The organism is Agrobacterium vitis (assembly GCF_013426735.1).
Classification (GTDB): Bacteria; Pseudomonadota; Alphaproteobacteria; order Rhizobiales; family Rhizobiaceae; genus Allorhizobium; species Allorhizobium vitis_D.
The window spans coordinates 3,706,457-3,729,842 of record NZ_AP023272.1 but is presented as its reverse complement, the minus strand read 5'-3'; the positions used below and the strand labels follow the sequence as shown (position 1 = coordinate 3,729,842).

The window sequence follows — 23,386 nt, the reverse complement described above, 5'->3', positions numbered from 1 at the left end:
CCGCACACATCGCAGGCTGGTCTTCGGCCTCGCGTGCCGCTTTAGCTCAGGTGGTAGAGCACATCATTCGTAATGATGGGGTCGCAGGTTCGAGTCCTGCAAGCGGCACCACTTGAATTCCCTTGAATTTGCGGTCGAAAACGATAGCTCCCCAAGGTCTTCGATAATTTATGTCTGCTTAAATGTCTCTCGATTTCAATTGATTGAGCAGATTTCGACAGGCGGCGTTACCTCGGCAGTGTCCGCATCGAACCTGGTGCGTCGGCCTCATGACTCCAGGCGTGCTGGTCTACGCTACGCTTAAAAAAAGATTGCCGGGTGGAGGAGATTGGAACTCAGGTCCTCTGATCTATGTCAGTAATTTCTACAGTAAAGGTGTCCTAATAATATATTTTAGCCATCTTGCGAAAGTGATTTCCCCATGATTGTATAGACAACTTCGTCACTGACTGCTTACGTCAGATGTGAATGCGCAGCCACTGACCGCAGGGGATTGCATGATAACATTCGATCACGTCAGCAAGCATTACGGCGACGCAACAACTGCCGTTAACAATCTTTCGCTGGTGGCTCCCACCGGCAAGCTGACCATTCTGGTTGGCCCTTCCGGCTGCGGCAAGACAACGTCTTTGCGGATGATCAACAGGCTGATTACGCCGTCGTCCGGATCTATTCTGCTGGATGGCGAACAAACCGGTCGGATGGATGTTGCTTTGTTGCGGCGCCGAATTGGTTATGTCATCCAGCATGCCGGTCTCTTCCCCCATCGCACCGTTGTACAGAACATCGCGACCACGGCGCGTCTGAACGGTGCGCCGAAACAGCAGGCGCTTCGGACTGCACATGAGCTGTTGGAGCGCGTTGGCTTGACCAGCGCTTTTGCCGATCGCTATCCTTGGCAGCTTTCGGGCGGACAGCAGCAGCGTGTCGGCGTGGCTCGGGCGCTGGCCTCCAATCCCAAGTTCATGCTGATGGACGAACCGTTCAGCGCCGTCGATCCGGTCGTGCGCGGCCAGTTGCAGGATGAGTTTCTCCGTCTTCAGCGTGACATCGGCAAAACGATTATCATGGTCACCCATGACATCGACGAGGCCCTGAAGCTCGGGGATCAAGTGGCGGTGCTGCGCTCCGGGGGGACGCTTGCGCAGATCGCAACACCGCAGGAACTTCTGGCGCGACCGGCGGATGCCTTCGTGGCAGACTTCATTGGTCGAGACCGAGGCTACCGCTTCTTGAGTTTCGCCGAATTCGGCAGCGCGGTCCCTCTTGGGGTTGAACCGACGGCCACACTTGGTGCGACGCCGGAAGCCCTTCGCCATGCTGCCCCGGACCGTTGGGTTCTTGTGACCGATGCCGCGAACCGACCCATCGGCTGGGCCGATGCGCAGGGGCTTCAACAGCCTTTGCGCGAGGGTGATCTCAATCTCAGCGGGACGCTGGCACCCGAAGGCAGCAGTCTTCGCCATTTGCTCGATGCTGCGCTCAGTTCGCCTTCAGGCCGCGGCGTTGTTGTGGGTGCATCGGGCGAACTCGTCGGTACGGTCACGCTGTCGAATGTGGTTGCGGCCATTGAGGGCGCGCGTGCCGGCCAGTTTGGAATGCAGCCATGAGGTTCGATTGGCTCTATAATGAGTCCGGGCGGATCGCCGAGCTGTTCATCTGGCATCTCTCGCTTTCCGTCCTCCCGGTTTTGATCGGCCTGCTTCTGGCTCTGCCGCTCGGCTGGTTTGCCCAGCGTGCCGGTGTGTTTCGCTCCACTCTGCTGGGTGCCGCCGGACTTCTCTATACAATTCCGTCGCTGGCGCTGTTCGTTCTGTTGCCGCTCGTGCTTGGCACGCGGATCCTCGATCCCCTGAATGTCGTCGTTGCGTTGACGGTGTATGCCTTGGCACTTCTGGTGCGTACGGTCAGCGACGGCCTGGATTCAATTTCTCCTGATGTCCTTCAGGCCGCTAATGCCATGGGCTACCGTCGCGCAGCACGCCTTCTGACGGTGGAATTGCCGCTCGCCGTTCCTGTCATCGCGGCCGGATTGCGGGTTGCCGTGGTGTCGAATGTCAGCATCGTTTCCGTCGCCGCTCTGGTCGGCACGCCACAGCTGGGCCTTCTCTTTACGCAAGGCCTCCAGCTGCAATTCCTGACCCCGATTATCGCGGGCATCGTGCTTTGCGTTCTTTTGGCAGCGCTTCTGGATGGGCTTGTGCTGTTCATCGCGCATCGCTTGACGCCATGGCAGCCGGGGAGGGGGCCGCGATGATCGACTGGTTTTCAGATCCCGCCCATTGGACCGGAGACGGTGGCGTCATCGCGCTGGTCATCCAGCATCTGGCCTATAGCGGCGCCGCACTTTTGCTGGCCTGCCTGATCGGCTTGCCCGTCGGGCTTTATGTGGGGCATACCGGGCGCGGCGTGGTGTTCATCGCCGGTCTCGCCAATGCGTTGCGATCCCTTCCGAGCCTTGGCCTTATTGTTCTCCTGGTGATCCTGTTCGGCCCGGTCTTCTCGTCCGACATGGCGTTTATCGTGCCGAGCCTCATCGTACTGGTGCTTCTGGCTGTACCGCCGATCATGACCGGCAGCTATGCCGGTATCGCGGCGGTGGACCCGGCGGCGGTCGATGCGGCGCGCGGCATGGGTAAGCGCCCGCTTGATATCCTGTTTGATGTCGAGCTGCCTTGCGCGCTGCCGCTGATTTTTTCCGGCCTGCGCAGTGCAACGCTTCAGATCATCTCAACCGCAACGATTGCCGCTTATGTCTCCCTTGGCGGCTTGGGACGTCTTATTATCGATGGCCGGGCCCAGCATGACTATTACCAGATGGCCGCAGGCGCCGTTCTTGTCGGTGCGCTTGCGCTGACGGTCGATCTTTTGATCGGCCTCCTCTCAAGGTTCACCGTCTCGCCCGGACTGACGCGCCGCCTGAAACGGTAGCGCTGACGATGCAATAACGACTTTTCACCCTATGTCTCGGTAAGCAACACAGGAGAAGCTCGCATGGCATTCAGGATCATCACTGCCGTCAGCGCTTTCGCGCTCATGACCCTTTCAGCCGCCTCAGCGTTTGCCGCAGGCGATCCGCTGGCGGCTGCCCCTACTGAGAGAACCGATACCAAGACGATTATCATCGGTTCTGCCGATTTCCCCGAGAGCCAGCTTCTGGCGACACTCTACGCCAAGGCCCTGGCCGCCAAGGGGATTAAGGTTGAGACAAAATTGAACATCGGAAGCCGCGAGGTCTATATGCCGGCCTTGCTCGACGGATCAATCGATCTCCTGCCGGAATATGCGGGTGCGGCATTGAGCTATCTCGACAAGAAAGCCACAGCCCATACGCCAGACGATGTGGCGGCGGCCCTCAAGGCGGCCCTGCCGAAGGGCGTGTCGATGCTGACACCGTCAGCGGCGCAGGATTCGGACGGCGTTGCGGTGACACGCGCGACGGCCGAGAAATACAAACTGAAGACGATTGCCGATCTCGCCCCGGTTGCTTCCGAATTCGTGCTTGGCGGTCCACCGGAATGGAAGACGCGCAAGGAAGGCATTATCGGCCTGAAGGAGGTCTATGGGCTGGAGTTCAAGTCGTTGAAGGCGCTTGATGTCGGTGGCCCGCTGACGTTGTCGGCACTCGTCAATGGTCAGATACAGGCCGCAAACCTGTTTTCGACCGATCCTGCCATCGCGACGAACGATCTGGTCATGCTGGAAGATGTCAAGAACCTCTTTCCTGCCCAGAATGTGGTTCCTGTGATCGCCACTGCGAAAGTCAGTGAGACCGTGGCAAAGACGCTCGATGCAGTATCAGCCGCCCTGACCACAAAGGATCTCGTTGTTATGAACGGCCGTCTGGGCAATCATGACAGTTTCGATGTGGTCGCCGGCGACTGGCTTGCGCAACACAAGCTGAACTGATGTGGGGTTGGCAGGCGAGCTGCATCCGCTGTTCGCCTGCCAACGCCCGGGGCCTACCAGCGACCGGGCGCCTGATATCCAGATACGTATGCCTATCGACGACTTCATGGTTATGGATCGTGACACAGAATTTTTCCGGGAACGTGATGCCTCTGGTCCAGAAAGATGCGGAGATCGGGCAGGAGGGCCACCCTCCTGCCACGTTGCTCTCCGCCACGCCGCTTTATGTCAAATTGAAAGACTATGTTCGCAGCCGTGTCGAAACCGGTGAGTGGAAGATCGGCCAGCGCGTTCCATCGGAAAACGAGTTGGTCGACATTCTCGGGGTGAGCCGGATGACGGCCAATCGCGCCCTGCGGGAACTGGCGGACGAAGGGCTTGTGGTGCGTCTGCGCGGCAAAGGTTCCTTTGTGGCGACCAGGAAACGAACTTCGCAGTTTCAGAGCGTGCCCAACATTGCTGATGAGATCCGTCGCAACGGTGGCATTCATAGCGCAAGGGTAATCCTGCTTCAGATGGAAGCCTGTGGCGAGGAACTTGCCGAAGCTCTGGGCGTATCACCCGCAGACCCGGTGGCGCATTCGATTATCATGCATGCCGAAGATGGACTTCCGATGCAGATCGAGGATCGTTTCGTCAATCCCGGCTGCGCGCCTGATTATCTGTATCAGGATTTCAATGCCGTCACGCCAAATGGGTACCTGACGGAGGTCGCGCCGATCGTCAAGGCGGAGCAGCATATCGAATCGGTCAATGCTCAGGCCTGGGAGTGCAAACTTTTGGCGATCCAGAAGTCCGAACCATGCCTGCTTGTGCGCCGCCGTACATGGTCGGTTGAGGGCATCGTTTCTTCTGTCCGCTTGCTCTATCCCGGCAGCCGCTATCGTCTTTACAGCAGCACGTGAGGCCCTGCCCAAATGCCGCGCTCTGACTGATTTCAAGGCATCTTGGTTTCAAGGCCGGCTAGTTCCAAGAATGGAGAAACGCCTTTGTCCATCGTTGCATCACGGCCCATCTCCTTCAGGAGAATTTCATGAGCGTTGTTCTTGATGACGGGCTGGATTGGCGCGCTGTTGCGCGTGTCGGCGAGGGGGAGGCGCTTTCCCTCTCCGACAATGCCTATCGACGCATCGATCGGGGAAGCCAGATCCTGGAGCGTATCGTGGAAAGCGGTGTCCGCGCCTATGGCATCACGACCGGTATCGGCGCCCTCTCGGATACGGTTGTCGATCGCGCAACGCAGGGCCGGCTGTCACGCGGGATTATCCTCAGCCATGCCTGTGGCATCGGTCCGTTGCTGGATGCGCGTGAGGTGCGGGCTATCATGGCGGCTCAGATCGCCAATTTCGCCCACGGCCATTCCGGTGTCCGGCGCGATATCGTCTCGCATCTGTTGACGTTTTTAGAGCGGGATTGCATTCCCGATGTGCCATCGCGGGGGTCTGCCGGTTATCTGACTCACAACGCCCATACCGGGCTTGTGCTGATCGGTGAGGGGCAAGCGCGGGTCGGTGGCCGTCCTCTCAGCGGGCGGGATGCTTTGGCTCAGATCGGTCTTCAACGGCTGGTGCTAGGCGCAAAGGAAGGGCTGAGCCTCGTCAACGGCACGGCATGTGCAACCGGTCTGTCGAGTGTGGCACTGGCTCGCGCCGCGCACCTGCTCGATTGGGCAGATGCTATCGCGGCGCTGACGCTTGAAGCGGCTGGGTGCCAGATGGATGCCTTCGATGACGCCGTTCTCGCCCTGCGTCCTTCAAAGGGTATCGCGGCTGTCGGGGCAACGCTTCGGGCCAGGCTCCAGGGCAGCGGACTGATTGCTGCCGCGCTCGGCAGGCGGACCCAGGATGCCCTAAGCTTGCGGGCCGTGCCACATGCCCACGGTGCCGCGCGTGATGTCTTCGATGCTTGCGCGGTGATCGTTGATGGTGAACTTGCCTCTGCCACGGATAATCCGGCGATCCTTGGCACGCCAGAACAACCCGTCGTTTCATCGCAGGCCCATGCTGTCGCCCCGGCGCTGGGTCAGGCCGCTGATAGTCTGGCGATTGCCATTGCGCAGATCGCAGCTATGAGTGAGCGCCGGATCGACCGGCTCGTCAATCCGCTGGTGAGTGGCTTGCCGCCCTTCCTCGCCACCGACGCCGGAAGTCATTCCGGCCTGATGATCGCTCAATATACGGCGGCGGCTCTTGTCGGCGACAATCGCCGCCTTGCGGCCCCGGCTTCTACCGATGGCGGTTTAACCTCCGGCCTGCAGGAGGATTTCCTGGCCCACCCGACGGCGGCCGCCAACAAGCTGCTCGCGGTCCTCGACAATGCCGAGTATATTCTGGCGATTGAATGGATGGCGGGCGCGCAGGCCCATGATTTCCTCGCAGGTGCCGGGCAGCGAGCAGAGGGAACCAATACGCTCTACAGCATGGTTCGCGAGCACCTCCCGCCCTATTCAGACGACCGGCCACTGTCCGGCGATATTGAGAAGGTTCGCGCCCTCTTGAGAGAGCAGGCTCTACCGCCTTGAGGCAAATGGCTTTTGCATTGCCGGATTTGTCGTGTGCTTGAAATCGGCAGGGTGTTTGAAAGACATAACCATCCTTCGTCTGTTGCCACTCGGCCCGCCTGGGTTCGCGACCAGTCCGCTCCATTCGCTTCGACGGGGATTTTGGCTGTTTGCGCTCATGTTGACATCATTTCGGAACTTTACGACCTCCAGCGCAGTTATTTTTTCAAATCAGCAAAAGGAGATGTTTCATGCCCCGTGGTGACAAATCTGCTTATACTGACAAGCAAAAACGTAAGGCCGAACATATCGAAGAAAGTTACGAAAATCGTGGCGTACCCGAAAAGGAAGCACAAAGCCGAGCTTGGGCGACGGTGAACAAAGAAAGCGGTGGCGGCAACAAATCAGGTTCAGGTCGGGGCCATCCGGAGAACCACGCCTCGTCGGAAAAAGGTGGACGCAAGGGCGGCAAGGCTTCTGCTGCAAGAAGCAAGGAACAACGATCTGCCTCCGCAAAGAAGGCCGCAGCGACCCGTAAACATAATGAGCAGCATGCCCATCATTGACCGTTACAGCGCCGTGCGTTTCATGAGACGAACGGCGCTGTACCCATTTATATGGGTTGTATAACTTATCCTTGAATCAAGTCTGATTTAAGGAGTCCTGCAACAGAGCCCGTCAGGCTGCGACCGATATGGCGGCTTTTTCAAAAGCCTCGGCCCAGAGACCAAGTGCTTCCTCCTCATGCCGGGCGGAAAGATAATACCGACCAAACTGGTTATACATCGACATCACGCCGTTGCGCCGCAGCTCTGTATGAAGTCTGGCAGTAAAATCCTTGTCAGCCAGCTGTGCCGCTTCCTGGTAGGTCGAGGGCGGTTTTTTGCCACGCCACAGTGTGAAGACAGTGCCATAGCCGCTCGCACAGATGTCGATGCCTGCTTTGCTGAAGACATGGATCGCATGCGTCTGCAGGTCGGTTCCCGCTTTTTCGAGTGCGCCATAATCGACGGTATCGATGACGCTCATCGCCGCCTTCACCGCTGCGCAGGCGACCGGGTTGCCATTATAGGTGCCAGCGCGGTTGACGCGGCGGTCCTCGAAGGCTGCCATGACCTCTGGTGTGCCCAGCAAAGCTGCAACGGCAACGCCATTGCCAATTGCCTTGCCAACCGTGGCAAGATCCGGACGGATACCCATCAGATGGCTTGCCAGGCCTCCATGCAGCCGAAAGCCCATCAGCACTTCGTCCATGATCACCAGCGCGCCATGCTGGTGGGCAATCGAGGCGACGTGTTGCAGATATCCTGGGTCGGCGAGAATACATCCTGCATTGGCCATCATCGGCTCGAGGACGATGGCGGCGATATCATCGCATTCCTGAAACAGCAATTCGACATCCTGCCGGTCGTTGAAGCGAAGCAGTAAGGTATTGCCGTTCGATGGCCGGTCATTTGTCGCCATGCTCGCTTCCGGCGCTCCGGCATTGCCGAAAGCCACCTCGTCAAACCAGCCGTCATAACCCGCCGCCATCTTGACGATTTTTTGCCGACCGGTCAGCGCACGCGCCGTCCGGCACGCCAGATGCACGGCCTCGCTGCCCGAGTTGAGAAAGATAACCTTAGTCAGATCCTGGCTATGGGCAGCAAGGGCTGCTGCCGCTTCCTCTTCAAGGGCGTGGGCATAGGCTGGCATCGAGCCTTTGCTCAAGGCCTCGCGGATGGCTTCGGTGACGACGGGATCGGTATGTCCGAGGAAAGTCGCTCCAAAACCAAGGGCCGTATCGACATATCGCCGCCCGTCTGCGTCCCAGACATACGGCCCCTGTGCATTGGCGACGAGAAATCTCTTCCCGTCCAGATCGGGAACTTCACGTCCGCCGCTGGATATACCGCAAACCAGATGTTGCATCATTAAACTCCAAACAGGCTTGGAAGCCATTCGGTCAGGATGGGGAAAGCGACAAGCGCCGCAACACAGACCACGCTGGCAATCCAATAGGGAACCAGCCATTTCGAGACCGACCACATGTCGATTTTCGCGACATTGCAGACGACAAAGATGTTCGTGCCGATCGGCGGGGTAAACAGGCCGATGCCGAGCGTCATAGTGAAGACAATACCGGTCTGATAAGGCGTCATGCCCGCTGCCAGGGCGATAGGAACCAGTATCGGCGCCAGAATTATCAGCGCTGGCCCAAGATCGAGCCAGAAACCGACGACTTTCAGCAACACCAGCACCAGGATGATGGTGACGAGCGGTGTCGTATGCAGCCCGGTAATCCAGGCGGCGGCATTGGCCGGCACCTGTTCGACCGTCAATATCCAGCCGAAAGGTGTGGCGAGCGCCATGATCATCATGATCACGCCTGTTGTTGCCACGGCAGCGGATGCCGCCGAATAGAGCGACCGCAGAGGAAGCTCACGGTAGACGAAGATTCCAACCAGGAAGGAATAGACGACGGCGAGCGCCGACGCTTCCGTGGCCGTGGCGATACCGCCGATGATCGAGCCCAGCACCAGCACCGGCATCAGCAGGGCGGGAAGGGCGCCAAGTGCATCCCTGCCGATCTCACCCCATTGGGCAGGCGTTTCGTTGCGCGGAAAATTATGCCGTTTGGCAACGATGTACGATGTGACCATGAATGTCACTGCGATGAACAGACCGGGCAGCAGGGCTGCCACCAGCAAGCCGCCGATGGAGGTGTTGGTCAGCACGCCATAGAGGATCAGAATGACGCTCTGTGGACCGATAATGCCGAGGGTTCCCGAGGCGGCTGTGACGGCGGCGGCAAAGGCTTTCGGATAGCCACGCTCTGCCATCGCCGGGATCATGATCGATCCGACAGCGCCGGTATCGGCGGTCGCCGAACCGCTGATGCCACCATAGACCAGGGCCGTTGCAACATTGACGAGGCCAAGGCCGCCGGTAATGCGACCGAAGATATGTTCCGCGACCCGCATGATCCGGGCGGTCAGTCCGCCACGATTCATCAATTCTCCGGCGAAAAGAAACAGAGGAATGGCTGCCAGGGTAATGGCATCGGCACCACGGATCGTCTGCTGTGCAAACCAGGCGAATGGCAGGCCGAGATGGCCCACATAGATTGTCAGCAGACTGGCCACGCCCATGCACCAGGCAATCGGCACACCGATCAGCAGCAGAAAGGAGAAGCTGAGGATAAGGACGGCAACGGTCATCGCAGTGATCCTTCCTGTGGCTTTCCGGGCAGAGGACGAACCCTGTGGGAAAGGCGGTAAAGCGCGATGCAGACGGCTGCGACGCCGAGAATGAGGATGGTTGCGGTGATCACGCCGGTCGGCATACGCAAGACGGATGTCGGCACCTTCCACGAGCGCTGCCAGACCGCCCAGCCGCTGATGACGAAAGCCAGTCCCATGGTCAGCAGCGCCAGATTGGCGATAGCATCGAATACCGCCCGCAGACGGGGCGGGGCGCTGTGCTTGAAGGCTTCGAAAGCCACGTTTTCACCACGCACTTCGGCATTGATCAATCCGATGAAGGTGATCCAGATGAAGGCGATCCCTGCGACTTCGAAGGACCATTCGAAACCGCCCAAACCGAAATAGCGGGCAATCACGCCAAGCAGGGTTGATCCGAACATGATGATGAAGGCCAGCACACCCGCAAACTCGAAGATGCGCTTCAACCACCCCCACCCGCCGGGTGAGGGGTTTTCTGAAAAATGATCCATAGATGAAGCCTCAGTTCGCGCTGGCGGCTTGTTTCACTGCCGACACGAGATCACTGCCCCATTCTTTCGAGAACTGCTCGTAGACCGGCGAGACCAGAGCGGCAAACGGTGCGGTATCGACTTTCGTCACCTTCACACCCTTGCCCTCGAGCTTCTTCTGGGTGTCGGCATAGGCCTTGTCCAAGGCGCTACGATACCAGACGACGGTGTCTGTCGCGGCCTTCTTCACGGCGGCCTGTTCGTCAGGTGTCAGCGAATCCAGCTTGTCCTTGTTCATGTACCACCAGTTGGCGGTCCAGATGTAATTGGAGATCGACAGGTCCTTGGCAACTTCATACCATTTGGAGTCCCAGTAATCGCGCATTTCAGGCTCTACGGCAGCAACGACATGCGATTGCAGCGCGGTATAGACCTGACCGAAAGGAATGGATTCCGCCAAGGCGCCAAGCTGTTTCATGGTGGCGAGAATGACGGGATTGGGAGGCGTGCGAATTTTTACGCCAGCCAGATCCGCAGGCTTTTCGATAGGTTTATTGGTCGCAAACTGGCGAAAGCCGGAGTCGAGCACGCCGAGCATCACATAGCCGCGCTCCTCGCCGAGGCGTTGGATCTTCTGGCCTTGTTCGCCATCAAGAAATGCGTGAACATTTGATGCGTCCTTGAACAGGAACGGCAGCGACAGCACGTTGAGGCGCGGATCGATGGCATCGACCGCACCGCCAAGGCCGATGTCGATCGACCCCGCACCGACGCCGTCAGCGATTGGCCCTTCGTCGCCAAGCTGCGCATTCGGGAAGATCTGAACCTTGACCGAACCCTTGGTATTCTCCCCAACTTCTGTCGCGAATTTTTGAACTGCTTCATTGATCAGGCTTTCAGGCGCCGAAGCATGCGCCAGCCGCAATGTTGTTTCTGCATGGGCGGTGCTGGACCAAAGGCTGGAAAGACCAAGTACGGTGCCGAGCATGATTGCCGGCAGCCGGCTGCTTTTGTTGAGAGTGAACATGAATTCCCCTTTACGTTCTTCTTGTGTTGACGCAGCATGAGAATAATTGTCATTGCGCGGCTGAAAATGACAATTTTATTATTGATGCATAAGCGCCGCTGATAGCAGCCGTTTTCTGAAACGGTTGCACCTTGGGAGATAGGAAGCGTTTCGACGGTCGATTGGTCAATGGCGGAGCAGAATGCGCAATCTCGATAGCGACGCACTGGCAAGCTTTGTAGCTGTTGCCGAGACGGGCAGTTTCACGGCGGCGGCAGAACGACTGGGACGCACGCAGGCTGCGGTCAGCATGGCGATCGGCAAATGGGAGGAGCGTCTTGATCTGCGATTGTTCGATCGCGGGCATCGCCGGGTCACATTGACGCCGATCGGGGAAAGATTGCTCGGCTACGCGCGGCGCATACGGGCAATCGAGGATGAAGCCTTGGCCACGCTGCTTGAAGGCCGCAATGAAAGCCGCGTTCGGCTCGGCATGCCCGATGACTACCTGACACTGTTTGGCACGGCGCTGATGCAGCGTTTTGCACCACAGCATCCCAAGGTCAATCTGGACCTGCAATATGATTTCTCTCACCATCTGGAAGGCATGGTTGAAAGCCGGGAGCTGGATATTGCCATCATCACGCAAAGCCAGGCGGAGCCTAAAGGAGAGCTGATCCGCCTGGAACGGCAGGTTTGGTGCGCGGCGCCAAACCGTTACCCGGAACAAAGCAGTACCGTTCAACTGGCGCTTTTTCCGGATGGCTGCCGGTCCCGGCCACAGGTTCTGGCAGCGCTTGATCGTGCGGATCGCCGTTGGCGGATTGTCTATTCGTCATCGGACATCGCTGGAATTCAACTGGCGGTTCACTCAGGAGACCTGTTGACGGTCCTGCCGGAGACGGCAGTGCCTGCGAACTGGCGCAAGCTGGGGATGGATGATGGCCTGCCGGAACTGCCGATCCTGCGGCTGGCAATGGTTCTGCCCCAACAACCGCGCCTGCCGGTCAGGCAATTGGCGACGTTCCTGCGTGCAGAATTCCAGCATTCCCTTTCCAACCCGCCCGAGGACGGTGTTACTGCATAATTCCTTAAGTCTGGATCGAGATGAGGAATTACGCAGAAAATTAAAGTGCACCGCTCTCTTTTGTGCTTTTTATAAGATGCACACTGCGGTCGTTTTTACTTTCGCATCGGACAAAAAGCCGATGTCCACTTGGAACAGTCTCATGATCTCCAATGCACTTGCCTCCATGCTGGCACGGCGCAACATCCACTATGGCTGGATCGTCGTTGCGGCAACCTTCCTCACCATGCTGGTCACGGCAGGTGCCATGGGCGCCCCAGGCGTGCTCATCAAGCCACTTCAGGATGAGTTTGGCTGGGAAACCTCGCAGATTTCCTCGGCGCTTGCCGTGCGGCTGGTGCTGTTTGGCCTGATGGGGCCGTTCTCGGCGGCCTTCATGAATTATTTCGGCGTCCGGAAAGTCATCGTCTTCGCAATGATCCTGATTTCCAGCGGCTTCATTGGATCATTGTTCATGACGAAGATCTGGCAGCTTCTGGTGCTTTGGGGCGTGGTCGTCGGCCTCGGTACAGGCCTGACAGCCATGGTGCTCGCCGCCACCGTTTCGGCTCGCTGGTTTACCAGGCATCGCGGCCTCGTCGTCGGCATGCTCTCGGCAAGCTCGGCCACCGGTCAACTGGTTTTCCTGCCGCTGATGGCGCAATTGACGGAAAGCTACGGCTGGCGAATGACAGTGTTTTTCGTCTGCGGCATGATCCTGCTGGCTGCGCTCATCGTGCTGGCCGTTATGCGTGACCGTCCCTCCGATCTCAACCTTCCCTCTTTCGGCGAGGAACAGGTGATGCGGCCACCTCAGCAAGCCGGTGGCCTGCTGACAATGCTGGCAACACCCGTTTCCGTGCTCAGGGAGGTTTCAAAGACATCCACCTTCTGGATTCTCTTTGCGACGTTCTTCATCTGCGGACTTAGCACAAACGGCCTGATCCAGACGCATTTCGTCACGCTGTGCGGCGATTTCGGCATTCTTCCGGTGGCCGCCGCCAGCGTCCTTGCGGTGATGGGCATTTTCGACTTCTTTGGAACGATCGGCTCCGGTTGGCTCTCCGACCGCTTCGACAATCGCTGGCTGCTCTTCTGGTATTATGGCCTGCGCGGTTTGTCGCTGCTCTTTCTGCCGTTCAGCGATTTCAGCTTCTACGGGCTGTCGATCTTTGCTGTCTTCTACGGCCTGGACTGGATTGCCACCGTGCCCCCAACCGTGAAGATCGCCGCCGACCGCTTCGGTCGTGAAAAAGCAGGGATCGTTTTCGGCTGGGTCTTTACCGGTCACCAATTGGGCGCTGCGACTGCAGCCTATGGCGCCGGTCTGTCACGCACGCAGTTGCAGAGCTATTTACCCGCTTTCTTCATCGCCGGAGCTTTCTGCCTGCTGGCCTCGATCCTGGCGATTACTCTGGAGAAAACCGGACGCTCGGCGCTCTCGGCAGCCCGTTGAGACGAGGAGCCATTGTCAGGGAAAAGGAGAGGCTGTTTTTCCTGAAAGGACAAATGGCAACAAAAAGATCCAGAGGCTCTCCGTTTCAAATAGGTCGGTTGATAAAAATCGAATCATTGATTTAGCTGAATGCATACCTGGCCATGATAAATTCCTCCCGGATAGAGTGTGAGGATCAAGTATGATTGTTCAACTTAAAACCTCGGTTCCTTCTGCGGGTGCGGCAAAAGAAGATACGGCCAGTCCTTTTCAGGCCAGCCCATTGCAGGAAGGAGCCGTTTTGCCGGAGACCTTAAGTCTTGCCGAACGGGAGACCTATAATCTGGCGCTTGATGCGCGAAATGGTGACAATGTTCTGGATAAGGTCATTCTGAACGTTGTACGGCCTCCCGCTCTCGTCTTGTTTGCCCTTCTGGATGCGGGCCGGGTCTTCCCGGATGTGCCTCTGCCCCAGGCGCAGGATGCGTATGATCGCATGGCTGATACCACGGAGATTGAGGTGCCTGATGTCGGCGACAGCTCGAAAAATCAACAGGGAGCCAAACCTGCCCAGCCTGATAGCGGCTTCGCCGCCAGTGGAAGCAATGCGATATCCTCGCCCATTGCTGCCGGGACTTCGTCTGCATCATCGACCATCTCGACCTCGGCACCGTCGATTACCGCCTGATCCCAGAGGTCCGACTTAAGGCCCGTGCGCCCTAACGTTAAAGTGTCCCTTAAGAGTGTTTTCAGGTCTTAAACCTGTACGCTAACCGTCCGTCCGGACGCTCGCAATCTTGCATGACGGCAACGTTTGATAGCGCAAGCACCGCGCCGCGCGCAATGTCCCCACTTGAGATATGTCAATGCCGACCACCCGGCAATCGCGTTTTATCGCGCCGACATTACTCCAGTATTCACCGGTGAGTTTGGTGCCATGGGGGTAAATTATGAAAACAACACAAGATGTTACAATTGACGTGATTAAGCCTGACCGGGCGAAAAGCGTTGGCGTGGGCCGAAGTATCCCTTCCGGACAGGCCTGACGATAGAGGAGATGGATTTCCGATGTTGCGTGATCGTATTCGCTATAGGCCTCTGATGGACAAGCTGGTCACAGCCGACGAGGCCGCTGCCATGATAGAAGACGGCATGACTATCGGCATGAGCGGCTTTACCCGCGCCGGTGAAGCCAAGGCGGTGCCGATGGCGCTGGCGGAGCGGGCTCGCAAACATCCTTTGAAAATCACGCTGATGACCGGCGCGTCGCTGGGCAATGATCTCGACAAGACGCTTGTCGAGGCCCATGTCGTGTCGCGGCGTATGCCATTCCAGGCGGATCCGGCGCTGCGCAAGGCGATCAATGCCGGCGAAGTGATGTTCATCGATCAGCATCTTTCGGAAACGGTGGAGCAATTGCGCACCGGTCAGATCGCGCCGGTCGATATTGCCATCATTGAGGCGGTGGCCATTACCGAGCATGGTGGCATTGTGCCGACCACATCGGTTGGCAATTCCGCCAGTTTTGCCATTCTTGCCAAGAAGGTGATCATCGAGCTGAACCTGTCACAGCCGATCACGCTTGAAGGCCTGCATGACATCTATATCCCGTCGCGGCGCCCGGCCCGCATGCCGATCCCTGTTGTGACGCCGGAAAGCCGTGTCGGGCTGCCCTATATTTCCATAGCTCCGGAAAAAATTGTCGCCATTGTCGTCTCTGAAAAACATGACAGCTCGGCCCCCATTCAGCCGCCGGACGACGATACCAAGGCCATTGCCGGTCACCTGATCGAGCTTTTGCTCAACGAAGTACGCCAAGGCCGGATGGGCTACGATCTCCAGCCGTTGCAGGCCGGGATCGGCACCATTGCCAATGCTGTCCTGCATGGCTTTATCGATACACCGTTCCATGACTTGAAGATGTATTCGGAGGTCTTGCAGGATTCGACCTTTGAATTGATCGATGCTGGCAAGATGAGTTTTGCCTCCGCCTCGTCGATTACCCTGTCGGCGGAGATGTATCAGAAGGTCCTGCCAAAACTGGCTGAATACAAGCATCACCTCGTGCTACGCCCGCAGGAAATCAGCAACCATCCGGAAGTCATCCGGCGGTTGGGGCTGATCTGTATTAATACGGCGCTTGAATTCGACCTCTACGGCAATGTCAATTCCACCCATGTCGGCGGCACGCAGATGATGAATGGCATCGGCGGATCCGGTGATTTCGCCCGCAATGCCTATCTGTCGATTTTCGTTACCAAGTCGATTGCCAAGAAGGGGGCGATTTCCTCTGTCGTTCCGATGGTCAGCCATGTCGATCACACCGAACACGACGTCGATATTCTCATCACTGAACAGGGGCTTGCCGATCTGCGGGGCCTGGCGCCGCGCGAAAGGGCGCGGCTGGTGATCGACAATTGCGTGCATCCCGATTACCGCGACCAGCTTGCCGATTATTATCAGAGGGCGCTCGTGCGTGGAGGTCATACGCCTCACATTCTAGAAGAGGCGTTTTCCTGGCATCAATCGATGCGTGAAACAGGAACTATGCGCCGATAAAAATTGACTGGTATCAAACGTCTAATGACGATAAACCGGTTTCGACACCAGAGCCGGGCTGCATGATGCTGACCCGGGACGGATATAGACCGGACCCGACAATGATCAAGCCGCATGCCGACCGATCCGCCCCTTGTCTTCCTGAAAACCCGTCTCTTCCTGAAAAGCAGAACATCACAACTCTTCCCCGGCGCTCAAGGCGGCGTGGCCTCTCCATTTCCATGCGCTCAGTCACCCGGCCGCTCGCTATTATCATGCTCGGCGTGCTGTTGGTGGGCTGCGCGTCGCGGGCGGTGGGCGTGATGAAGCCGGTCGGCGCGGTTAAGGCTGCCAATGCCAGCGAGGTCAATCTCCTGGCTGCGACGACCCGCGCCCCCTCCGAAGATAAATCGATCCTGTTCAGCGGCGAGCGCGGAACGGGTCTTTTGATCGATGCCGTCACCATTTCGATTCCGCCTGCCGCAAACCGCAAGATCGGCGAGGTTCAATGGCCAAAGAAACTGCCGCCCGATCCGCGCAAGGACTTCACGACCGTTGCCGTCCAGCCCATTCAGACCGACCAGCAGCGCCGGGCCTGGCTGAACACCCATGCAAAGGGCAAGCACCGCGTGCTGCTATTCGTGCACGGGTTCAATAATACCTACGAGGATTCCGTCTATCGCTTTGCCCAGATCGTTCACGATTCAGGCACGGATGTGGTGCCAATGGTATTTACCTGGCCGTCTCGCGCCAGTATTTTCGACTATAATTACGATAAGGAAAGCACCAATTATTCCCGCGATGCCCTGGAAGAGATGCTGACCCGCATGACCAGCGACCCGCAGGTTTCAGATGTGACCGTCATGGCGCATTCGATGGGGTCGTGGCTTGCCGTTGAAGCGCTGCGGCAAATGGCCATCCGCCATGGCGGCGTCAATGCCAAGATTACCAATGTCATTCTTGCCTCTCCGGATCTGGATGTCGATGTGTTCGGCAAGCAGTTTCAGGCCCTGGGGCCAAAGCCGCCACATTTCACCCTGTTCGTTTCGCAGGATGACCGGGCGCTGAGTATTTCCCGGCGCATTTCCGGCAATGTCGATCGGCTGGGGCAGATTAATCCAGCCAATGAGCCGTATCGAAGCGTACTCGAAAAGGCCGGTATCACCGTTCTCGACCTGACCAAGCTGAAGACTGGCGACAGGCTGAACCACGGCAAGTTCGCGGAAAGCCCTGAAGTGGTGCGGTTGATCGGTGGACGGCTGATTGCCGGACAGACGGTCACGGATTCGCAGGTCGGTGTCGGCGAAGCCCTCGGTGCCGTCACCATCGGCGCCACCAACACGATCGGCCAGGCTGCCAGCACCGCAATCAGCGCGCCGATTATGATCTTCGACCCCCGGACCCGCCGAAACTATGGTGATCAGCTGAAAAAGCTTGGCGAAAGCGCTGGCTCGACGGTTACCTCCGTCGGTGACACAGTGCCACGGTGATGTCTGCTCTATAATTACCACCTTGAATCGATTTCGGTTTCAGGAATTATGCAGTAGATCGCCTTTTGCTTGAGGACCTGATCAGCCACGAACCGGAGGATGCCGCGATGAGATGGAAGCGGATGATGCAATTGCTCGATGTGCATTGCGAAGGCGAAATCGGCAAAGTGGCGATTGGCGGGGTTCCGAAAATTCCCGGCGATACGGTGGCGGATCAGTTGCATTGGCTGAATACGGACCCGAAGGGCCGGGAGCTGCGGCATTTTCTGGTGTTGGAGCCACGCGGAGCACCAATTGGCTCGGTCAATCTGCTGCTACCGGCCAAGGACAGCCGAGCGGATGCCGCCTTCATCATCCTTCAGCCGGATCAGGCCCATGCCAGTTCCGGCTCCAACTCGATCTGCGTCACCACGGCCCTGCTTGAAAGCGGCATGATCGAGATGCAAGAACCCGAAACGGTGGTGATGCTGGAAACTGCCGCCGGACTGGTCAAAGCCGTGGCGCAATGCAGGGAAGGGCATTGCGACAGTGTCACCTTGACCATGGTGCCATCCTTCGTTCACGAACTGGACGCGCAGATTGCCACGGAAAGTTGGGGCGAGATTCGCTTCGATCTCGCCTATGGCGGGGTTTTTTATGCACTGGTGGATGTCCGCCAACTCGGTCTGACCATCGAACCGGGCAATGCGCGCCGTCTGGTGGAGGCGGGCATGCTGTTGAAGGGCGAAATTAATCAGCGCATACAGGTCGTCCATCCGGATATTCCGGCCATTTCCGGCGTCGCCTATGTGATGTTTCGCGATGAGGACCCGGACGGCGCGGTGCGGACCTGCACCACCATGTGGCCGGGCCGAGTGGACCGTTCGCCTTGTGGTACTGGCAATTCGGCCAATCTCGCCACATTGCATGCGCGTGGCCGGGTCAAGCCGGGTGACAGCTTTATGTCGCGCTCGATCATCGGTTCGCAGTTCATGGTCGGTCTGCAAGGCCTGACCACCGTTGCCGGTCGCTCCGCGGTCATTCCCACCATTACCGGACGCGGCTTTACCTATGGCATCCACCAGGTTGCCCTGGATGCCTTCGATCCACTGGGGGGTGGGTTTGTGTTGACGGATGTCTGGGGTGCTGCGGCCGAAACCATCAAGATTTAAGAGCTGTGATGGCGCCCGGCTGGGGGCCTCCCGACATCGGGAATCTTAAAACGTGAGGGAGCATCACAAACCCATCTATTCTTAAGGTTGTCAACTGCATTGAATACACCGTAATACAGTCTGTCAGCTTCATACGGAACTGGCTATCGTGCCATTTCTTTTGTTTTCGTGTGTCTTTTCAGGAAAGCCGGGTTGCAATTTTCCTAAGGCAAGCTTTTTAAATCTAGGGTTTTCGGCAGAGCAGCAGCAACCGGTTTTGGACACGATGCCACACCGTGGCAAAGCGAATTTCGGACGATTGGCAAAGCGCATGGTGCTTTCGGCAAGGGGACGCAATGACATCGCAAGACACTGCTGATACTGGCATGGCAGATACAGACATGACAGATACGGGCATGTTTCTGGCCAAGGCGGATATTTTCACCAGCCTGACACCGGAAGAAGATAGGGCGTGGTCGCAGCTCTGCACCGTCGAGAGCGTTTCGGGTGGCACGATTGTCCTCGATTATGGCATCAGGCCCGAAATTGTGCTCGTCGTCCTGTCCGGCGCTCTGCGTGCCACGTTGCGTGTTTCAGCCGGAAAGGAGTTATTTCTGGATATGATCGGCCCCGGAGGCACCATGGCAGAAATGGATGCGATACGCGCTGAAGGCTATAATCTCTGTCTGATGGCCACCACCGATGCGACGCTGGTTCGAATGCCAGTGGACGTCTTCAATGACATTATCGCTCAAAAACACACCGTCTGTCTGAGCCTTCTGTCCGTATTGGTCCAGCGCATGCACGTCCTGCATGCCAGAATATGCGAGTTTTCCTATCTCGATGTGCGGCACCGCCTTTACACAACCTTGCTACGATTGTCGAAACCCTCTGAGGACAAGCCTCAGCAGCGCACGATCTCTCCGGTGATCATTCACGCGGCCTTAGCCGAACATGTTGGCGCACGCCGCGAAACCGTCTCACGCGAGATGTCGCGTCTGGTGCAGGATGGGGTGATCGAACGCAACCGTAATGCGATTGTCATCCGTCAACCCCATGAGTTATTGCGGCGCCTATCGCAATTCGATTTTGCATGAATTGTTATTTTTTCCAATAGTTTAGGTCGAAATTCAAGGCGATGGTCCCTCATCGATCTCGCCAATTGCCCTAAAACAAGAAAAACTAAAATTTTAGCTTATTGCTTTAGTCAATTTCAGTGTGCCCCTGCTACAAGCAAGGGTAATCGCTGAGACTTGGAGCGCTGACTTGGTTCTGCATGATGCAGACTGCTCCCCGCAAGGTCCAGCATGGAAACTGCAATCCTGACATGATGCTGCCCGAATGCGACAGTCCGCCCGACCGTTGCGGATGTGTTGTCATCAGGTCTGCTGTCCCAGCGAAAACCCTCAACGGAGGAAACCATGAGCATTCTGATCGTTGAAGACAATGCCACCAACGCGATGATCCTGAAACATCTGGCACGCAAGGTCGCCGATGATGAAATCATCGTGCAGGCCGATGCCAATGAGGCGCTGGTTCTGTGTCACCAAACGCTATTCGATCTGTTGATCGTCGATCAGATCCTACCGGGTATGAGCGGTTTGCAATTTGTCACCACGCTCCGCCAGCTCGGCCGTTATGACCAGGTGCCGATCATTATGGTCACCGCCGACAATGAACCGGGACTGCGCCAGGCCGCCCGTCAGGTCGGCATTACCGACTTTTTGACCAAGCCGGTTGAAGCCCTGGCCTTCCGCCAGTTGATCGCCAATTACCGTGGCGGCAGCGTTGCGGGTGAAGCGCGGGGCGCTGTTGTCCGATGAAAGGATATGTCCTCGCCATCGCCCTACTTTTTGCCTTGGCACCGCGCGCCGAGGCGCTCGACAAGCCCAAGGGTGCCGTCATCCTGACTGTCGAAGGCAAGCTTTCCCACTCCAACAGCGGCGACAAGGCCATTTTCGATCTCGCCATGCTGGACGCCTTGCCAGGACGGACCGTGACGCTTGAGACCCCATGGACGAAAAAGCCGGCCACCTATTCCGGCCCCTTGCTGCGTGCTGTTCTGGATGCCGCCGGTGCCGGGCGGGGAGCTGTCACGGTACGGGCGCTCAATGACTATTCGGCAGTCATTCCGCCAGAGGATGTAACCGGGCTCAACATTATCCTTGCCACACGCATGGACGGTGAAACCATGCCGGTGCGCGACAAGGGCCCGATGATGGTGATTTACCCCTTCGACGAGGACAGCAGTCTCTATACGGAAACCTATTTCGCGCGCTCCGTTTGGCAGATTAAATCGCTCGAGGTTCGGTGATGCTGCTCGCTCCCGCCACGGCGCAAAAACGTCAAACGCAGCCAAAGACGACCTTGATCCTGTTGATCCTGTCGGGTGTCTTGCTGCTGACATTTCTTCTGCTGTTCAAGGACGTATCGGACCGCTATCGCCTGCTGTTTGACGATATCCGGGAAAACGCAGTCTGGTCGATCTACCAATTGGACCGGGAAGCGCGCGCCCTCGATTATGTCCTGGTGGAAGCCAGCAACCAGGGTGCCAGCGACGACAAGGCAATCGCGCAAGTCTCTATGCGCTACGATATCCTCCTGTCCCGGATCAACCTGGTCAATGATTCCAAATTCGGTAGCTATTTCAACAGTGACACGACGATATCAGGCCATTTGCAAAGCATCGGCGACATCATCCGGAAAATACAACCGGTTTTGGATGGATTTCAAACCGGCGTCGTACCGGACACTCAACAGATTGAAGAGGTGAAGCAGGACCTGGATGTCCTGTGCGTGCAAACCAACGACCTGTTGATCTACACCAATTCCTACGTTGGCAACCAACGCTCCACCATCCGCAGCGCCATGTTCGAGATGGAAAAGACCTCGGCCATTATGCTCGGTCTGTTGATGGCATCTGTGATCTTTCTCGTCGTCACGTTGCACCGCCAGCTCAAGTCGGTCCGCGAGACCAGCCGCCGCCTGGAAACCATGACCAGGGAACTATCGGATGCTTACGAGGCCGCCGATTCCGGCAATCGGGCCAAATCCCAGTTCATGGCCACCATGGGCCACGAAATTCGTACACCGCTCAACGCCATCCTGGGCATGGCCGAATTGCTGGAATATTCGCAGCTGCCGTCCGATGCCCTGCAAAGCGTCAAGACCATCCGCTCATCCGGCGAAGCGCTGCTGGAAGTGATCAACGAGATCCTGGATTACTCGAAGATCGAGCATGGCAAGCTGGAGCTGGAAGAACGCGCCGTCGATATTTCCAGCCTGGCTGAAAATACCATCAGCATCATGCAGGGCCGCTCCGACGATCAGGATAACCAGCTGGTGCTGGATATACCGGTGTCTCTCGATGCACTCTACGTGCGTACCGATCCCACCCGCCTGCGCCAGGTTCTGCTCAATCTGCTCAGCAATGCCATCAAATTCACCCAGAACGGCGTGGTGACACTGCGGCTGCGCGAATTCTATCGCGGCAGCGCCTTGATGTTGCGCTTCGAGGTGGAAGATACCGGCATTGGCATCGATGAGACCGGGCTTGCCAAATTGTTCAAGCCATTTTCGCAGGTCGATGCCAGCATCAGCCGCAAATATGGCGGCACCGGGCTTGGACTGACAATCTGCAAGCAGATTGTCGAGAAGCTTGGCGGCGAACTGGGCATGAGCAGCACGGTGGGGGTTGGCAGCATCTTCTGGTTTGAACTGCCGGTCATGGCAGCCGGAAAGGACGATGTCCGCCAGAATGCCCGCCACAGCAGCGCTGATTTGCCCCGTCTGAAGATCCTTCTGGTGGAGGATAACCGGGTCAACCAGCAGGTTGCCAGCCGTTTCCTGTCGAAACTCGGCCAGGATGTGGTTGTGGCTGGCGATGGTGCCCAGGCGGTGGCTCGCACCGAGCGGGAAGTCTTCGACATGATCCTGATGGATATGCAAATGCCGGTCATGGACGGTATCGAGGCAACCCGTCATATCATCGAGCGCGGCGGGGCTTCCGCCTTGACGCCGATTGTTGCCATGACCGCAAATGCTTCTGACGACGATCGCCGTCGGTGCCGCGCTGCCGGCATGGTGGGATTTGAATCCAAACCCGTGACCATGAACCGTCTGCGCGACCTCATTCTCAGTTTTGCACCGGTGGACCGCGAACAGGCCTCGGGTGAGGAGCCGGTTGAGACCAAGCCTCAGCAAGACAGTGTGTTGGACCATAGCCCACTGACGCTGCAACAGCATCTTGACGAGATTAACGGACTGGATGAAGCCCGCCATGAGGAACTGGTCGAGGCTCTGGGCGAAGAGATCTACCAGGAACTGATTGAATCGTTCTTTGACGATGCCGCCCAGCTGCTTGGCGAATTGCACAAGGCCATGGCGCAGCGCAATCCCCGCGAAATCGATCGCGTGCTCCACACGATCAAGGGGGCTGCCGTCAATGTTGGTTTGAACGATATTGCAGGCTTTGCCCATGCGTTAAGAGTGCAGCAGCCAACGCCGGATGCTGTCCACAGGTTGACGCAGGAGGTGGATTTGATGAAGCTCAAACTGGTAGGAGCCTGAAACGGCGGAACCATTCCAACCCCTGAGGGAGCGCTTGGGGAAACCTACG

At 57.7% G+C, this 23,386-nt stretch carries 21 protein-coding genes and 1 tRNA gene; 18 read left to right on the top strand and 4 right to left on the bottom strand.

What is annotated here, in order from left to right; all coding sequences use genetic code 11:
• The first annotated feature begins 35 nt into the window (after positions 1–35).
• The 8 genes from H1Y61_RS17375 (at position 36) to H1Y61_RS17340 (ending at position 6,975) form a co-directional block, all read left to right on the top strand.
• Positions 36–111: transfer RNA gene (locus tag H1Y61_RS17375), tRNA-Thr, on the top strand.
• Between the two features lie 386 nt (positions 112–497).
• Positions 498–1,610: an ABC transporter ATP-binding protein gene (locus H1Y61_RS17370; RefSeq protein WP_180573333.1), complete on the top strand. Its 1,113-nt coding sequence runs from the start codon at positions 498–500 to the stop codon at positions 1,608–1,610.
• Positions 1,607–2,257, top strand: coding sequence for an ABC transporter permease (locus tag H1Y61_RS17365; protein ID WP_180573332.1), 651 nt, complete (start codon positions 1,607–1,609; stop codon positions 2,255–2,257). The genes H1Y61_RS17370 and H1Y61_RS17365 overlap by 4 nt, the downstream gene beginning before the upstream one ends.
• Entirely contained in the window at positions 2,254–2,931 is a 678-nt protein-coding gene (locus H1Y61_RS17360; protein ID WP_180573331.1) for an ABC transporter permease, read from the top strand. Before H1Y61_RS17365 ends, H1Y61_RS17360 begins: the two co-directional genes overlap by 4 nt.
• 63 nt (positions 2,932–2,994) lie before the next feature.
• Positions 2,995–3,909, top strand: a complete 915-nt coding sequence (locus tag H1Y61_RS17355; RefSeq protein ID WP_180573330.1) for an ABC transporter substrate-binding protein — start codon at positions 2,995–2,997, stop codon at positions 3,907–3,909.
• Positions 3,909–4,814, top strand: a complete 906-nt coding sequence (hutC, locus tag H1Y61_RS17350) for a histidine utilization repressor (protein ID WP_235680790.1) — start codon at positions 3,909–3,911, stop codon at positions 4,812–4,814. Before H1Y61_RS17355 ends, hutC begins: the two co-directional genes overlap by 1 nt.
• A 128-nt stretch (positions 4,815–4,942) precedes the next feature.
• Positions 4,943–6,430 (top strand): HAL/PAL/TAL family ammonia-lyase, encoded by a 1,488-nt coding sequence (locus tag H1Y61_RS17345; RefSeq protein ID WP_180573329.1) that lies wholly within the window; start codon positions 4,943–4,945, stop codon positions 6,428–6,430.
• A 230-nt stretch (positions 6,431–6,660) separates the two neighbouring features.
• Complete coding sequence (locus H1Y61_RS17340) at positions 6,661–6,975, top strand: plasmid stabilization protein (protein WP_174109786.1); 315 nt, start codon at positions 6,661–6,663, stop codon at positions 6,973–6,975.
• Between the two features lie 112 nt (positions 6,976–7,087).
• Here H1Y61_RS17340 and H1Y61_RS17335 read toward each other — a convergent pair whose 3' ends face one another.
• Genes H1Y61_RS17335 through H1Y61_RS17320 form a run of 4 tightly spaced genes read right to left on the bottom strand, consistent with a single transcriptional unit; the run spans position 7,088 to position 11,130 of the window.
• Positions 7,088–8,323, bottom strand: a complete 1,236-nt coding sequence (locus tag H1Y61_RS17335) for an aspartate aminotransferase family protein (RefSeq protein ID WP_234903235.1) — start codon at positions 8,321–8,323, stop codon at positions 7,088–7,090.
• The gene (locus H1Y61_RS17330; protein WP_174109787.1) at positions 8,323–9,609 is read right to left on the bottom strand and encodes a TRAP transporter large permease; all 1,287 of its coding nucleotides are present in this window, start codon (positions 9,607–9,609) and stop codon (positions 8,323–8,325) included. Before H1Y61_RS17330 ends, H1Y61_RS17335 begins: the two co-directional genes overlap by 1 nt.
• Positions 9,606–10,079, bottom strand: a complete 474-nt coding sequence (locus H1Y61_RS17325) for a TRAP transporter small permease (protein WP_235680788.1) — start codon at positions 10,077–10,079, stop codon at positions 9,606–9,608. Before H1Y61_RS17325 ends, H1Y61_RS17330 begins: the two co-directional genes overlap by 4 nt.
• Before the next feature lie 55 nt (positions 10,080–10,134).
• Entirely contained in the window at positions 10,135–11,130 is a 996-nt protein-coding gene (locus H1Y61_RS17320) for a TRAP transporter substrate-binding protein (RefSeq protein ID WP_180573327.1), read from the bottom strand.
• A gap of 181 nt (positions 11,131–11,311) precedes the next feature.
• On the opposite strand from H1Y61_RS17320, the gene H1Y61_RS17315 reads away from it, so the two are divergent.
• From H1Y61_RS17315 to H1Y61_RS17270, 10 genes are all read left to right on the top strand, one after another.
• Entirely contained in the window at positions 11,312–12,196 is an 885-nt protein-coding gene (locus H1Y61_RS17315; RefSeq protein ID WP_180573326.1) for a LysR family transcriptional regulator, read from the top strand.
• 142 nt (positions 12,197–12,338) lie between these two features.
• Positions 12,339–13,631: an MFS transporter gene (locus H1Y61_RS17310; protein WP_180573325.1), complete on the top strand. Its 1,293-nt coding sequence runs from the start codon at positions 12,339–12,341 to the stop codon at positions 13,629–13,631.
• A gap of 181 nt (positions 13,632–13,812) precedes the next feature.
• On the top strand, positions 13,813–14,298 hold the full coding sequence (locus H1Y61_RS17305) for a hypothetical protein (protein ID WP_180573324.1): 486 nt from the start codon (positions 13,813–13,815) through the stop codon (positions 14,296–14,298).
• A gap of 380 nt (positions 14,299–14,678) precedes the next feature.
• Entirely contained in the window at positions 14,679–16,169 is a 1,491-nt protein-coding gene (locus tag H1Y61_RS17300) for an acetyl-CoA hydrolase/transferase family protein (protein WP_180573323.1), read from the top strand.
• A gap of 221 nt (positions 16,170–16,390) precedes the next feature.
• Positions 16,391–17,638: an alpha/beta hydrolase gene (locus tag H1Y61_RS17295; RefSeq protein WP_180574547.1), complete on the top strand. Its 1,248-nt coding sequence runs from the start codon at positions 16,391–16,393 to the stop codon at positions 17,636–17,638.
• A gap of 107 nt (positions 17,639–17,745) precedes the next feature.
• Positions 17,746–18,789: a proline racemase family protein gene (locus tag H1Y61_RS17290; RefSeq protein ID WP_180573322.1), complete on the top strand. Its 1,044-nt coding sequence runs from the start codon at positions 17,746–17,748 to the stop codon at positions 18,787–18,789.
• A 365-nt stretch (positions 18,790–19,154) separates the two neighbouring features.
• Complete coding sequence (locus H1Y61_RS17285; RefSeq protein WP_180573321.1) at positions 19,155–19,865, top strand: Crp/Fnr family transcriptional regulator; 711 nt, start codon at positions 19,155–19,157, stop codon at positions 19,863–19,865.
• 324 nt (positions 19,866–20,189) lie between these two features.
• The gene (locus tag H1Y61_RS17280; RefSeq protein WP_015914796.1) at positions 20,190–20,591 is read left to right on the top strand and encodes a response regulator; all 402 of its coding nucleotides are present in this window, start codon (positions 20,190–20,192) and stop codon (positions 20,589–20,591) included.
• Positions 20,588–21,082 (top strand): putative pterin-binding protein, encoded by a 495-nt coding sequence (locus tag H1Y61_RS17275; protein ID WP_015914797.1) that lies wholly within the window; start codon positions 20,588–20,590, stop codon positions 21,080–21,082. The genes H1Y61_RS17280 and H1Y61_RS17275 overlap by 4 nt, the downstream gene beginning before the upstream one ends.
• Complete coding sequence (locus H1Y61_RS17270; RefSeq protein ID WP_180573320.1) at positions 21,082–23,337, top strand: ATP-binding protein; 2,256 nt, start codon at positions 21,082–21,084, stop codon at positions 23,335–23,337. The genes H1Y61_RS17275 and H1Y61_RS17270 overlap by 1 nt, the downstream gene beginning before the upstream one ends.
• The last annotated feature ends 49 nt before the right edge of the window (positions 23,338–23,386 follow it).

Bases quoted from the DNA above. Each gene is read 5' to 3' on its own strand.
- H1Y61_RS17365 (WP_180573332.1), top strand. From the start codon at position 1,607: ATGAGGTTCGATTGGCTCTATAATGAGTCCGGGCGGATCGCCGAGCTG.
- H1Y61_RS17295 (WP_180574547.1), top strand. From the start codon at position 16,391: ATGCGCTCAGTCACCCGGCCGCTCGCTATTATCATGCTCGGCGTGCTG.
- H1Y61_RS17370 (WP_180573333.1), top strand. From the start codon at position 498: ATGATAACATTCGATCACGTCAGCAAGCATTACGGCGACGCAACAACT.
- H1Y61_RS17285 (WP_180573321.1), top strand. From the start codon at position 19,155: ATGGCAGATACAGACATGACAGATACGGGCATGTTTCTGGCCAAGGCG.
- H1Y61_RS17315 (WP_180573326.1), top strand. From the start codon at position 11,312: ATGCGCAATCTCGATAGCGACGCACTGGCAAGCTTTGTAGCTGTTGCC.
- H1Y61_RS17275 (WP_015914797.1), top strand. From the start codon at position 20,588: ATGAAAGGATATGTCCTCGCCATCGCCCTACTTTTTGCCTTGGCACCG.
- H1Y61_RS17360 (WP_180573331.1), top strand. From the start codon at position 2,254: ATGATCGACTGGTTTTCAGATCCCGCCCATTGGACCGGAGACGGTGGC.
- H1Y61_RS17270 (WP_180573320.1), top strand. From the start codon at position 21,082: ATGCTGCTCGCTCCCGCCACGGCGCAAAAACGTCAAACGCAGCCAAAG.
- H1Y61_RS17330 (WP_174109787.1), bottom strand. From the start codon at position 9,609: ATGACCGTTGCCGTCCTTATCCTCAGCTTCTCCTTTCTGCTGCTGATC.
- H1Y61_RS17290 (WP_180573322.1), top strand. From the start codon at position 17,746: ATGAGATGGAAGCGGATGATGCAATTGCTCGATGTGCATTGCGAAGGC.
- H1Y61_RS17335 (WP_234903235.1), bottom strand. From the start codon at position 8,323: ATGATGCAACATCTGGTTTGCGGTATATCCAGCGGCGGACGTGAAGTT.
- H1Y61_RS17340 (WP_174109786.1), top strand. From the start codon at position 6,661: ATGCCCCGTGGTGACAAATCTGCTTATACTGACAAGCAAAAACGTAAG.
- H1Y61_RS17320 (WP_180573327.1), bottom strand. From the start codon at position 11,130: ATGTTCACTCTCAACAAAAGCAGCCGGCTGCCGGCAATCATGCTCGGC.
- hutC (WP_235680790.1), top strand. From the start codon at position 3,909: ATGTGGGGTTGGCAGGCGAGCTGCATCCGCTGTTCGCCTGCCAACGCC.
- H1Y61_RS17355 (WP_180573330.1), top strand. From the start codon at position 2,995: ATGGCATTCAGGATCATCACTGCCGTCAGCGCTTTCGCGCTCATGACC.
- H1Y61_RS17345 (WP_180573329.1), top strand. From the start codon at position 4,943: ATGAGCGTTGTTCTTGATGACGGGCTGGATTGGCGCGCTGTTGCGCGT.
- H1Y61_RS17310 (WP_180573325.1), top strand. From the start codon at position 12,339: ATGATCTCCAATGCACTTGCCTCCATGCTGGCACGGCGCAACATCCAC.
- H1Y61_RS17300 (WP_180573323.1), top strand. From the start codon at position 14,679: ATGTTGCGTGATCGTATTCGCTATAGGCCTCTGATGGACAAGCTGGTC.
- H1Y61_RS17280 (WP_015914796.1), top strand. From the start codon at position 20,190: ATGAGCATTCTGATCGTTGAAGACAATGCCACCAACGCGATGATCCTG.
- H1Y61_RS17305 (WP_180573324.1), top strand. From the start codon at position 13,813: ATGATTGTTCAACTTAAAACCTCGGTTCCTTCTGCGGGTGCGGCAAAA.